The sequence below is a fragment of the Sinomonas sp. genome (assembly GCF_036848755.1).
Lineage (GTDB): Bacteria > Actinomycetota > Actinomycetes > Actinomycetales > Micrococcaceae > Sinomonas.
Genome location: NZ_DAIUJO010000029.1, coordinates 7848 through 21094 on the forward strand (window position 1 = coordinate 7848; position 13247 = coordinate 21094).

Consider the following 13247-nt stretch of genomic DNA (forward strand, 5'->3'; position numbering starts at 1 on the left):
CAGCCAGCGGCTCCGGCTCCTCGCCCAACCCCAGGATGTCCGGCACGATCTCCCGCAGGGCCTCGAGGCTCACGCCGCCCTGCCGCACGACCCGCAAGCGCTCCCCCGTGCAGTCCACAATCGTCGAGGGGACGCCCTCGGCGCTGCCATCGACGGGCCTGAAGCCGCCGTCGAGGTAGACCTCAACGGACTCCGCGAGCTGTTCCCGTGCCTCGTCGGCAGTCTGTGCGGCCTTGTGGCCGGTCCGGTTGGCCGAGGAAACCGCGAGCGGACCCGTGATGGTCAGGAGAGCCTGCGCGATCTCGTCGTCCGGGATGCGGAGAGCAACGGTGCCCTGGGTGTCGCCGAGGTCCCACGTCAGCGACGGCTGCGCGTGGAAGATGAGCGTGAGCGGCCCCGGCCAGAACCTCTCGGCGAGTCGCCGCCCCGCCTCGGGGACCTCGGTGGCGAGACCGTCCATGGTCTGGAGCCGCGGAATGAGCACCGGCGGCGGCATAGAACGGCCGCGGCCCTTGGCGGCCAGGAGCGTCGCGACCGCCTGAGCCGAGAACGCGTCGGCCGCGATGCCGTAGACGGTGTCCGTCGGCATCACGACGCACTGCTTGGCTGCGATGGCCCGCTGTGCATGAGCGAGGCCCTCGGCTCGCCGTTCCCGGTCGCTGCAGTTGTAGCTCGTGGTCGTCACGGCCTCAATTCTTCCACGCGCGCGGCCTCGCTCCGGACAGCCGACGTGGCGCGTGGGAGGCCGTTCAGGTCTTGGTGGGACGCGACCTGCGTCCAGCCAGGGTCCGAGGAGAGCCTGCTGGCGAGTGAGCCCGCCTGCACCTCGGCGTGCTCCATGACGAAGAATCCCCCCGGGCGGAGGAGGCGAGCCGCGGACGCAATCGCTGCGAGCGGCAGCGCGAGTCCGTCCTCTCCGCCTCCGTAGAGGGCGAGCTCGGGGTCGTGCTCGGCCGCCTCGGGCTCCCGCGGGACCATGCCCGCTGGGATGTAGGGCGGGTTGCTCACGACGACGTCCACGGTGCCGTCGAGTTCTGGGAACGCGGTGCGCAGGTCGCCGAGGACGAGATCGACGCGCCCGCCCACCTCGGGCAGGGCGACGTTACGGGCGGCCCAGGCGAAGGCGAATTCGGAGAGTTCCACGGCGTGGACATGACTCGTGGGGCATTCGGCGGCAATCGAGGCGGCAATGGCTCCTGAACCGGTCCCGAGATCGACGACGACGGGGGCCGCGAGAACGGCGCGATGCGCACCGATCCAGTCGAGCGCGAGGGACACGACGGTCTCGGTCTCCGGCCGGGGGACGAAGACGCCGGGCCCCACGCTGAGCGCGAGCTGGCGGAAGTGGGCGACGCCGGTCAGGTGCTGGAGGGGAACGCGCTTGGCCCTCTCCTCGACAAGCTCCCAGAACCCGTCGGGAACGGGGCTGCCGACGACGGCGAGCGCGCGGAGCCGCCCGAGCCCGCAGCCGAGAAGATGCTCGGCCAGCAATTCGGCGTCGGCTCGAGGGCTCGGCACGCCCGCCTCGGCGAGCAACTCCGTCGCCCGTCGCAGCGCGACGCCGAGATCCTCGCCGCCCGCGCCCCCGGCAGAGTTGCTCACGTGCCTACTCGCCGAGGGCGTCGAGGCGGTGCTGCTCGTCCATGTCGATGCAGGACTTGACCACCGGCTCGAGATCGCCGTTCATGACCGCATCGAGGTTGTACGCCTTGTAGCCCGTGCGGTGGTCGGCGATCCGGTTCTCGGGATAGTTGTACGTGCGAATCCGCTCCGAGCGGTCCATGGTGCGGACCTGCGACTTGCGGACCTCGGCGTTCTCCGCGTCGATCTGCTCCTGCTGGTGGGCGAGGAGGCGCGAGCGCAGGACCCGCATCGCGGCCTCGCGGTTCTGGAGCTGCGACTTCTCGTTCTGCATGGCCACGACGATGCCGGTGGGGAGGTGCGTGATGCGCACCGCAGAGTCCGTCGTGTTGACGGACTGGCCGCCGGGGCCCGAAGAGCGGTACACGTCGATCTTGAGGTCATTCGCGTTGATCTCGATCTCCTCCGGCTCGTCGACCTCGGGGAACACGAGCACGCCCGCCGCCGACGTGTGGATTCGGCCCTGGGATTCCGTGACGGGCACACGCTGGACCCGGTGGACACCGCCCTCGTACTTGAGGTGCGCATACACGCCCTCCGCGGGATCGTTGGACGTGCCCTTGATGGCGACCTGGACGTCCTTGTACCCGCCAAGGTCGGACTCGGTCGAGGAGAGGATCTCGGTCTTCCATCCCTTCGACTCGGCGTAGCGCGTGTACATGCGCAGGAGATCGGCCGCGAACAGCGCTGCCTCGTCGCCGCCCTCGCCTCCCTTGACCTCGAGGATGACGTTGCGCGCGTCGTTGGGATCGCGCGGAATGAGCAGCCGGCGCAGCTTCTCCTGCGCCGTGGCGAGGGACGCCTCGAGTTCGGGCAGCTCCGCGGCGAAGTCTGGATCCTCGGCTGCCATCTCCCGGGCCGCCTCGACGTCGTCGGAGAGCTGCTTCCAGCGGGTGTGGGCCTCGACGATGCCGTTGAGCTGGGCGGAGCGACGGCCGAGCTTCCGCGCGAGCGCCTGGTCCTGGTAGACCGCAGGGTCGCTCAGCTGCTTCTGCAGGTCTGCGTGCTCGTCCAGCAGTCCTTTCACGGACTCGAACATGTGGGGCCTCTCTTAGGGGTGGCGGGTGGTTGAGACGCGGTCGACAAACGACGACGGCGGCCGGCGCCGGGGTCTCCGGGCCGGCCGCCGTGCGGGGCAGCTAGTGCTTGTCGTTCTCCGACTTCGAGGCGAGCGTCGTCTTCTGCACCTGCAGGAGGAACTCGACGTTCGACTGGGTTTCGCGGATCTTCGACGTGAGCAGCTCGAGAGCCTGCTGGGTGTCGAGGCCGGAGAGCACGCGGCGCAGGCGCCACATGATCTTGACCTCGTCCGAAGAGAGCAGGTTCTCCTCGCGACGCGTGCCGGAGGCATTGACGTCGACTGCGGGGAAGATGCGCTTGTCGGCGAGCTGGCGGGACAGGCGGAGCTCCATGTTGCCCGTGCCCTTGAACTCCTCGAAGATGACCTCGTCCATCTTGGAGCCCGTCTCGACGAGCGCGGTCGCGATGATGGTGAGCGATCCGCCGTTCTCGATGTTGCGCGCCGCGCCGAAGAAGCGCTTCGGCGGGTACAGGGCCGCCGAGTCGACGCCACCCGAGAGGATGCGCCCGGACGCGGGCGCCGAGAGGTTGTAAGCGCGCCCGAGGCGGGTCATCGAGTCAAGGAGCACGACGACGTCCATACCGAGCTCGACGAGCCGCTTGGCGCGCTCGATCGCGAGCTCAGCGACGGTCGTGTGGTCGTCGGCGGGCCGGTCGAAGGTCGAGGCGATGACCTCGCCGCGGACCGAACGCTGCATGTCCGTGACCTCTTCAGGCCGCTCGTCGACGAGCACCATCATGAGGTGGACCTCAGGATTGTTCACGGTGATCGCGTTCGCGATGGACTGGAGGATGAGCGTCTTGCCTGCCTTCGGAGGCGAGACGATGAGGCCGCGCTGGCCCTTGCCGAGCGGCGCGACGAGGTCTATCGCGCGGGGGCCGACCTTCTTCGGGTCGGTCTCGAGCCGCAGGCGCTCGGACGGGTAGAGCGGGACGAGCTTGTTGAACTCGACGCGGTTCTTGAGGTCCTCGGTGTTCTTGCCGTTCACGCTCGTCACGCGGACCAGGGCGTTGAACTTCTGGCGGCCGCCCTGGTTCTGGCGGTTGTCCTCGCCGTCGCGAGGGGCGCGGATGGCGCCGACGACGGCGTCGCCCTTGCGCAGGTTGTACTTCTTGACCTGGGCGAGCGGCACGTAGACGTCGTTGGGTCCGGGGAGGTACCCCGACGTCCGGATGAACGCGTAGTTCTCGAGGACGTCGAGGATGCCCGCGACAGGGACGAGCACGTCGTCGTCGGTCACCTCGGTCTCGTCCACCTCCGGGCCCTGGTTGCGGCCGCGGCGGCGGTCGTTGCGATCGCGGAACCGGTCGTTGCGGCCTTCTTCGCGATCACGCTCGCGTCCACGGCGATTGCGGCGGCTGCGGCGGTTTCCGCCGTCTTCGCCCTCGGAGTCGTCGCGACGGCGCTCCTGCTGGCCGCGGTCGCCACGCTCGCGGCGACGCTCGCCGGCCTCTGCCGGCTGGCCCTCAGGCTGTCCGGCTTCAGCAGGGGCGTGGGCGGGCGCCTCCGCGGGGGCCTCAGCAGGCGCAGCCTCGACGGCGGGCGCGGACTCGGCGACAACGGTGCCTTCGCTCCCGGCGCGACGGTTGCGGTTGCGGGTCCTCGGCTGGCGCGGCGCCTCCGTCGGCGCCGTCTCGGGTGCAGCCTCCGCAACCTGAGCAGACTCTGCCGGCGCGGCCTTGGGCGAGCGCCGGGCGACGGGCGCTTCACTCCGCAGCTGCTCCTGCAGCGGCTGGGCTTCGACCGGCCGGGCCTGGGAAGGCTGGGCCGGGGCAGCCTGGGTCGCCTCAGCGGGTGCTTCAACGGTCGCGGTCACGACGCCGTCGCTTCCGGCACGCCGACGGGTGCGGCCGCGGCCACGGGCCGGAGCGGCCTCCTCGGCTGCGGGCGCAGCCGTTTCCCTGGCCTCGGGAGCAGCGGCCGGCTGCTCGGACGGCTGGGCGGCAGTCGCAGTGCGGCGCACCACGGGCTCGCCCTTCTGGTGTGCGGAGATGGCGGCCACGAGGTCGCCCTTCCGCATGCGGGAACCGCCGGTGATACCCAGCTGGGAGGCCAGCGCCTGGAGCTGCGCGAGCTTGAGGCCCGCGATGCCCTTGGATTCAGGCGAAGTGGAGGCGTCCACTGCCGGGTTCAGCTCAGTGGTCTGTGTCACGAAGGATCCTTCCCCGTCGACTGCGGCAGCTGTCAGAAGCGGCCGCATCGTGTTGGTGACCGCGTTCAGATACAGCGGTCGGATGGCTGCCCCGTTGCGCCAGAACGGCAGAACGGCAGAACGGAGCACACTGCGGATTCGCCCCAGGCGTACGAAGGGGGACAGAGCTTGCGGCAGCTGCAAGCGGGCTGACCGGCTGCGGAGCTGGTAGGGACGGCATTCGGAGCGGATGTGCTGGGCCTGCTGGACGTCCCGATAAGGAGAACGTGGGCCTGCGGGGCGAAAGCTACCGCGAATGCACTTCTACTCTAGCACCTTCGGCATCCACACCGAGCCGCATGACACGCCAGCGAGTCTCGGATCCCGCGGCTTCCGCTCCCAGCGCAAAACGTTCGACGGCGGCCTGCACCTCGTCCGCCTCCGCCGCACCTCCCGCGAGCGCGAGCACTGTCGGCCCCGCGCCCGACACGACGGCGGCGTGGCCCTCGTCGCGAAGCCGACGGATGAGCTCTGCACTCGGCCGCATGGCCGAGGCCCGATAGCTCTGATGCAGGTAGTCCTCGGTCCCCGGGACAAGCAACGACGGGTCGTTCGTCAGCGCGTGCACGAGCAGCGCCGCTCGCCCTGCGTTCGCCGCGGCGGCCTGATGCGGGACGGATGAGGGCAGGAGCGAGCGCGCAAGCTCCGTGGAGAGCTCGTAGTCGGGCACAGCGACGATCGGCACCACGTCGGGGTGCACGCGCGCAATGGCCGTCCGGAACGCTTCGCCGTCCTGCCACGAGAGCGCGAGCGAACCGAAGATCGCAGGCGCGACGTTGTCGGGATGGCCCTCGATCTCGCTGCAGAGCTGGAGGACCCACTCGCGGCTGGGCCGTTCGTCCGAGGGGACGAGCTCAGCGGCGGCGAGCACTGCAGCCACGGTCGCCGACGCTGAGGAACCGAGGCCGCGCCCGTGCGGGCTCACGTTCTCGGCCGTGATCCGCAGTCCGGCGCGTCGATACCCGAGCCGCGAGAGCGCGGCGTCCACCGTGCGGACCACGAGGTGGCTCGCGTCGCGCGGGAGGGTGTCCGCGCCCTCGCCGCTGAGCTCGAAGGCCAGCTCGCCGTCGTCGGCCGTCTCGACGCTCACGGTGTCGTAGAGCGAGAGGGCGAGGCCGAGGCTGTCAAACCCGGGCCCGAGGTTCGCGCTCGTCGCGGGAACGCGGACGGTGACGCGTTGCCCGGCCTCGACGGTGCGGAGCGAGGATTCCCGGGCGGTCGACTGCATCGTCACGGGGCTACGGCTCGAGGCCGAGGACGCTGGCGACGCTCACGACGTCGTTCGCGACCTTGACCGGCTCGACCTGGCCGCCGGCCTCGGTGCGCAGCGCCCACTGCGGGTCCTTGAGGCCGTGGCCCGTGACTGTGCAGACGATCCGCTGGCCTGTGGGGACCTTCCCGGCCGCGTGCATCTTGAGCAGTCCCGCGACGCTCGCGGCGGAACCCGGCTCGACGAACACGGCCTCCTTGGCGGAGAGCCAGCGGTGCGCGGCGAGAATCTGCTCGTCCGAGACCGCGTCGATGAGGCCGCCGGACTCGTCGCGGGCGGCGACTGCCGTCTCCCACGATGCCGGGTTGCCGATCCGGATCGCCGTGGCGATGGTCTCGGGGTGGGTGATCGGGTGGCCGGCAACGAACGGGGCCGCGCCCTCGGCCTGGAAGCCCCACATCACGGGAAGCTTCGTCGCGACGGCGGGAAGCGTGCGCGTGGCACCCTCGGCGTCTTCTGCGCTCGCCCTCACCGGGTACTCGGTGTCCTTCGCGTACTCCTTGTAGCCCTTCCAGTAGGCCGAGATGTTGCCCGCATTGCCGACCGGGAGGACGTGGATGTCCGGGGCGTCGCCGAGGGCATCGACGATCTCGAACGCGGCTGTCTTCTGACCCTCGATCCGGGCCGGGTTGACGGAATTCACGAGGAAGACCGGGTAGGCGTCGGCGAGCTTGCGCGCGATCTCAAGGCAGTCGTCGAAGTTGCCGTCGACTTGGAGGAGCGTCGCGCCGTGCGCGATCGCCTGGCTCAGCTTGCCCATCGCGATCTTGCCCTCAGGCACGAGCACCGCACACGTGAGGCCCGCCGTCGTCGCGTAGGCAGCTGCCGACGCCGACGTGTTGCCGGTCGAGGCGCACACGACCGCCTTCGCACCTGCCTCGACCGCGGCTGTCATGGCCATGGTCATCCCGCGGTCCTTGAACGAGCCGGTCGGGTTCATCCCCTCGACCTTGAGGTACACCTCCGAGCCGGTGAGCGCCGAGAGCTGCTGGGCGTGGACAAGCGGAGTGCCCCCCTCGCCGAGGGTGATCACTCTGGTCGCCTCGGTGACGGGCAGGCGATCGGCATATTCGCGGATGACTCCGCGCCACTGGTGGGCCACTAGACTCCTTCGACTCGGAGGACGCTCGTCACGGATTCGACGGCGTCGAGGTTCTTGATGTCGGCGACGGTCTCGGCGAGGGCCTTCTCCGTCGCGCGATGGGTCACGAAGCGCAGTTCGGCCCGGCCCGTTCCCGAGCCGGGTGCGCCGCCGTCGAGTGTCTGGCGCATCGCCTCGATGGAGACGCCGTGCTCTGCGAAGACTGCCGCAACCCGGGACAGGACGCCCGGCTGGTCGGCAACCTCGAGCCCGATGCTGTAGCTCGTGACGATTCCTTCGACTCCGACCATCGGCAGCCTGCGCGTGGCGGTGTCCGTCCGGCCCGGCGCGCCCGCGACGACGCGCCGCGCGGTGGAGACCAAGTCCCCCATGACGGCCGAGGCAGTGGGGCGGCCGCCGGCGCCGGCGCCGTAGAACATGAGCTGGCCGGCGTTCTCCGCTTCGACGAACACCGCGTTGTAGGCTCCGCGTACCGCCGCCAGCGGATGCTCGCGCGGCAGGAGCGTGGGGTGGACTCGGACGCTCGTGCCCTCGTTGCCCTCTCCCCCCTCGCGGCCCTCCAGCTGGACGAGTTCGGCGATCGCAAGGAGCTTGATGACGAAGCCCGACTCCTTGGCCGCGGCGATGTCCTCTGCCGTGACGCTCGTGATGCCCTGGCAGCGCACATCCTCGAGGCTCACCGGGGTGTGGAACGCGAGGGTCGCGAGGAGCGCCGCCTTCGCCGCGGCGTCGTGGCCCTCGACATCCGCGGTCGGATCCGCCTCGGCGTACCCGAGCCGCTGGGCCTCGGCGAGCGCGTCCGCGAACGCCTCGCCGGTCGTGTCCATCTGGTCGAGGATGTAGTTCGTGGTCCCGTTGACGATCCCGAGGACGCGCGTGATGCGGTCGCCTGAGAGGCTCTCGCGGATCGGCCGGATGATCGGGATCGCCCCGGCCACGGCGGCTTCGAAGCTCAGCTCCGCGTTGTTGCGGTCGGCCTCCTCGAACAGCGCCGGGCCGTCCTGGGCGAGCAGGGCCTTGTTGCCGGTCACGACCGACGCGCCCTTGCGAATGGCGCGGAGGATGAGCGAGCGGGCAGGCTCGATCCCGCCCATGAGCTCGACCACGAGATCCGCGGAGTCCACGAGCGGCTCGGCCTCGTCGGTGAAGAGCTCGCGCGGGAGGTCGACGTCGCGCTTCGCGTCCAGACTGCGCACGGCGATGCCGGCAAGCTCGAGCCGCGCCCCTGACCGGGCGGCAAGCGCGTCCCCGTCCTCGAGCAGGATGCGCGCCACTTGGCTGCCGACCGTGCCGCAGCCGAGGAGGGCCACCTTCAGCACCTTGCGGGCCTCGGGCGCCGCGGCGTCGTCGGGCACGGCCTGTGGCTCGGGCCTCGTCTGAGTCTCGGTCATCCGATCTCCCATCGGGTTGTCACACTCCCATGTCGCGGGAGAGCAGGTCCTGTTCAGTTTCGCCGCGGACGATCCATCGCGCCGAACCGTGACGCACTGCGACGACGCCGGGGCGCCCCAGGTAGTTGTAGTTGCTCGAGAGCGCCCAACAGTAGGCGCCCGTCCCGGGGACCGCGAGAAGGTCGCCGCGTCCGGCGTCGGCGGGAAGGTACGCGTCGCGCACCACGATGTCGCCGCTCTCGCAGTGCTTGCCGACGACGCGCGTGAGCTGGGGCGCGGCGCCAGAGGCCCGGGACGCGAGCACGGCAGAGTAGTCCGCGTCGTAGAGGACGGGGCGCGCGTTGTCGCTCATGCCGCCGTCGACCGACAGATAGCGCCGGACAGCGGTGGAAGCGGAGGCGGCGCCACTGGCCGGCACATCCACCACGACGTCCTTGACGGTTCCGGCCCGGTAGAGGGTGAACGTCGACGGGCCGACAATGGCGCGGCCCGGCTCGATCGAGATCCTGGGCGGCGTGATCCCGAGCTCGGCGCACGTCGAACGGACGACGGCGGCCATCGCCTCCGCGATCTCGGCCGGCGGCCGCGGCGTGTCCACGGACGTGTAGGCGATGCCGTAGCCGCCGCCCAGGTCGACCTCCGGAAGGGCGACGTCGTACGCCGAACGCATGGCTGCCGTGAAGGTCAGGAGCTTCACAGCCGCGAGCTCGAAGCCCTCGGGCTCGAAGATCTGCGATCCGATGTGGCAGTGCAGGCCCAGCAGCTCGATGCTGTCGTGGCCGGCCGCAGCCGCCACGGCCTCCTCGGCCGCAGACGCCGCCTGGGCCGCCGCCTCACCGGATTCCTCCGCCACCTCTGCACGGAACTCCGCACTCGCGGTGCCCGGCGCCATGGACAGGCCGAACTTCTGGTCCTCGTGCGCGGTCGCGATGAATTCGTGGGTGTGCGCGTGGACGCCGGGAGTGAGGCGCAGCATGACCTTCGCGCGCACCTCGCGCCGCTCGGGATCCTGTGCCCAGTTGCGCTCGGCGCGGAAAGCGGCGATCGCGGCGACACGCTCGAGCTCGTCGAGGCTGTCGACGACGATCCGGCCGACGCCCATGTCGAGCGCGCGCTCGATCTCGGCGTCCGACTTGTTGTTCCCGTGCAGGCCGAGGAGCTCGCCGGGGACGCCTGCCTTGGCCGCGACGGCGAGCTCGCCACCCGAGCACGTGTCGAGCCGGAGGCCCTCCTCGACCACCCAGGCCGCGACCGCGGAGCACAGGAACGCCTTCCCTGCGTAGTAGACGTCCACTCCCCCGCACACGTCCGCGAAGGCCGAATCGAACGCCTCCTTGAAAGACCGCGCGCGCGCCCGGAAGTCGTCCTCGCTCAGGACGAAGAGCGGGGTGCCGAACTGTTCCGCGAGCTGCCCCACTCCGAGGCCGCCCACGGCGAGTTCGCCGCCCGGGGTCCGCTCGACGTCGTGCGCCCACATCTTGGCCTCGAGCCCATTCAGCCCTGCAGGCACCGCCAGCCAGTCCGGGGCAAGCGGAGACGCAGAGGCCGTTGGGGCGTCGGGCTCGCCCGTCGGCTGTGCCACGGTCACATCCTCTCCGGGGCCGAGACGCCGAGCAGGTCGAGGCCGTTCGCGAGCACCTGGCTCGTGGCGTCGTTGAGCCAGAGGCGCGTGCGGTTCAGGTCCGTGACCTCCTCGTCGCCCTGCGGCGCGATGCGGCAGTTGTCGTACCAGGAGTGGTACGCGCTCGCGATGGTCTCGAGGTGGCGCGCGACGCGGTGCGGCTCACGGAACTCGGCCGCCTTGGCGACGATCGAGGGATAGGCGGCGAGGTGCGCGAGGAGTTCGCCCTCCGTCGGATGGCTCAGGAGCGAGGCATCGAACACGTCGCGGCCGTCGACGGCGCGGGCGACGCCGGCGTCCACAGCGTTGCGTGCCGCCCCGCGCGAGCGCGCGTGGGCGTACTGGACGTAGTAGACGGGGTTCTCGTTGGAGTGCTTGCGCAGGAGTTCGGGATCGAGCGTGAGGGGGGAATCGGCCGGGTAGCGCGCGAGCGAATAGCGCACCGCGTCCTTCCCGAGCCAGTCGATGAGGTCCTTGAGCTCGATGATGTTGCCGGCGCGCTTCGAGAGCTTCGCACCGTTGACGGACACCAGCTGGCCGATGAGGATCTCGATGCTCTGCTCCGGGTCGTCCCCCGCGCAGGCCGCGATCGCCTTGAGGCGGTTGACGTAGCCGTGGTGGTCGGCGCCGAGGAGGTAGATCTTCTCGGGGAAGCCGCGGTCCTTCTTGGAGAGGTAGTACGCGGCGTCGGCGGCGAAGTAGGTGGGCTCGCCGTTGGCGCGGATGAGCACCCGGTCCTTGTCGTCCCCGAAGTCGGTCGTGCGCAGCCAGACGGCACCCTCGTCGTCGTACACGTGGCCCTGCTCGCGGAGGCGGGACACGGCCGACTCGATCGCCCCCGAGTCATGCAGGCCCTCCTTCTCGGAGAAGTAGACGTCGAAGGAGACGCCGAAGGCGGCGAGCGTGTCCTTGATGTCGCGCATCTGGGCCCCGTAGGCCGCGTGCCGGACGATCGGCAGGGCGGCGTCGTCGGTCAGCTCGCGGACATCGGGGTGCGCCGCCAGAACGTCGTGGCCCAGGTCCACGATGTACTGGCCCGGGTACCCGCCCTCGGGCACGTCGCGGCCATGCAGCCGCGCGAGCACCGAGTTCGCGAAGACGTTCATCTGGCTGCCGGCGTCGTTGATGTAGTACTCCGCGGTGACCTCAGCGCCCGACGCACGCAGCACGCGGGCGATCGAGTCTCCGAGGGCGGCCCAGCGGGTGTGGCCGATGTGGAGAGGGCCCGTCGGGTTGGCCGAGACGAACTCCATGTTCACGACGTGGCCTGCGAGCGCGTTGTTGCGTCCGTAGACGGGGCCTGCCTCGACGATGATCTTCGCGAGCGCGCCGGCTGCGGCGGCGTCGAGCGTGATGTTGAGGAAGCCGGGGCCCGCAACCTCGACGCTCTTGACGCCGTCGAACGACGAGAGGCGCGCCGCCAGAATCTCGGCGAACGCCCGCGGGTTCATCCCGGCCTTCTTGGCGAGTTGGAGGGCGATGTTCGTGGCCCAGTCACCGTGCTCCCGGTTCTTCGGCCGCTCCACGCGAATCTCTCCCGGGACATCGACGGCGAGTTCGCCGGCGCGGACGGCGTCCGCAAGGCAGGCGGAGATGGCGGAGGAGAGTTCTTCGGGAGTCACGGACCTAGATTACCGGCGGGGCGCCGCCGCCCTGAAACTGTGCAGGCTGGACCACCCCCGGGTGATCCTCGATGTAGCGCGGCCGGCAGATGACCCAGCCCGAGGCGGCCAAGGCGACGAGCGTCGCCCCGAGGAACGCAAACGACGCCGTCCAGTCGTGGGTCGCGTCATGCAGCAGGCCCGCCAGCAGGGGCCCGGCACAGGCCATGACATACCCGATGCCTTGGGCGAAGCCCGAGACTGCGCCAGAGGCCTGGTGGGAGCGCGTGCGCAGGTTCACGAGGACAAGCGCCAGCGGGAACGTGGCGGGCCCGAGCCCGGCGAGAACGGACCAGAGCGACGTCGCCGTCGTGGGCGCGAGCCAGAGCCCGAGGAATCCGACCGCGAAACACGCCACGCCGAACGCGACGACGGGAAAAGGATTGCGCAGGCGGCTCGCGAGGACCGGCACGATGAGGCTGAGCGGCAGCCCGACGCCCGAGAACAGGGCCAGCTGGACGCCGGCGGCCCCCGCGTCCAGGCCTGCACCCGTCAGCAGCGGCGGAAGCCAGGCGAACATCGTGTAGGTGTTGAGCGACGTGCAGCCGAACAGGAGGGCGAGAGCCCAGGCGGCCGGCGAGCGCCAAGGACGGATGACGACGCGTCCGGGATCCGCCGCCGCCTGCGCGCGGGCCGCGCGGCGATGGGCCGCCGGACGGGGCTTCCACACGAACAGCCACGGCAGGATCGCGACGGCGTTGAGCGCAGCCCACCAGCCGATCGACACGCGCCACCCGGCGGCCTCCGCAAGCGGCACCGCAAGGAGGGGCGGCACGGCGGTACCGACGCTGATGAGCGTCACGTACAGCGCAGTGAGGAGTCCGATGCGGCGCGGGAAGTACTTCTTGACCATGGGCGGCAGCACGACGTTCCCGGCACCCATTCCCGCGAGCGCCACGGCGGAGCCGACGAGGAACACGCCGGTCTCGGGCGCGAGGGCCCGGACGATCTGGCCCAGCCCCGCGGCGACCATCGCGCCCACGGCGATCGACTCGAGGCTCCAGCGACGCATGGCCAGGGGGGTGAGGAGACCCCCGATGCCGAACAGCGCGGTCGGAAGCATGCCGAGGATCCCGATGAGCCACGACGGAAGGTAGAGCTCGCCGCCGATCGCGCCGGTCAGCGGTGGCACGCTCGTGACGGCGGTGCGCAGCGTGAACGCGACGACCAGGATGCCGAGGCCCGCGATGAGGCGTCCGCGCGCGACCCGGCTCCTCAGGTCCCTGCCGTCCACTGCCTCCGCCTTCATCCCCGGTTCGCTCACCCCCCGACGTTACAGCAGCCGCGCT

The 13247-nt window shown here is 70.6% G+C and carries 10 protein-coding genes; all 10 read right to left on the bottom strand.

Annotated features, from left to right (window positions below):
• Positions 1-685 (bottom strand): L-threonylcarbamoyladenylate synthase (locus V7053_RS06630; protein ID WP_334171478.1); only part of this gene is annotated, 685 nt, incomplete at its 3' end.
• Positions 682-1602: a peptide chain release factor N(5)-glutamine methyltransferase gene (gene prmC / locus V7053_RS06635; RefSeq protein WP_334171479.1), complete on the bottom strand. Its 921-nt coding sequence runs from the start codon at positions 1600-1602 to the stop codon at positions 682-684. The genes V7053_RS06630 and prmC, both read right to left, overlap by 4 nt.
• Before the next feature lie 4 nt (positions 1603-1606).
• A complete protein-coding gene (prfA, locus tag V7053_RS06640) occupies positions 1607-2680 on the bottom strand; it encodes a peptide chain release factor 1 (RefSeq protein ID WP_334171480.1) in 1074 nt (357 codons plus the stop codon).
• Between the two features lie 100 nt (positions 2681-2780).
• Positions 2781-4874, bottom strand: a complete 2094-nt coding sequence (gene rho, locus V7053_RS06645; protein WP_334171481.1) for a transcription termination factor Rho — start codon at positions 4872-4874, stop codon at positions 2781-2783.
• A 286-nt stretch (positions 4875-5160) separates the two neighbouring features.
• Complete coding sequence (gene thrB / locus V7053_RS06650; protein ID WP_334171503.1) at positions 5161-6141, bottom strand: homoserine kinase; 981 nt, start codon at positions 6139-6141, stop codon at positions 5161-5163.
• A 10-nt stretch (positions 6142-6151) separates the two neighbouring features.
• Positions 6152-7285, bottom strand: coding sequence for a threonine synthase (gene thrC, locus V7053_RS06655; protein ID WP_334171482.1), 1134 nt, complete (start codon positions 7283-7285; stop codon positions 6152-6154).
• Positions 7285-8640, bottom strand: coding sequence for a homoserine dehydrogenase (locus V7053_RS06660; protein WP_443022574.1), 1356 nt, complete (start codon positions 8638-8640; stop codon positions 7285-7287). The genes thrC and V7053_RS06660 overlap by 1 nt, the downstream gene beginning before the upstream one ends.
• 55 nt (positions 8641-8695) lie before the next feature.
• Entirely contained in the window at positions 8696-10258 is a 1563-nt protein-coding gene (locus V7053_RS06665) for a diaminopimelate decarboxylase family protein (protein ID WP_334171484.1), read from the bottom strand.
• 2 nt (positions 10259-10260) lie between these two features.
• Positions 10261-11919: an arginine--tRNA ligase gene (gene argS, locus V7053_RS06670; RefSeq protein WP_334171485.1), complete on the bottom strand. Its 1659-nt coding sequence runs from the start codon at positions 11917-11919 to the stop codon at positions 10261-10263.
• A 4-nt stretch (positions 11920-11923) separates the two neighbouring features.
• Entirely contained in the window at positions 11924-13222 is a 1299-nt protein-coding gene (locus tag V7053_RS06675) for an MFS transporter (RefSeq protein ID WP_334171486.1), read from the bottom strand.
• Between the last annotated feature and the right edge of the window lie 25 nt (positions 13223-13247).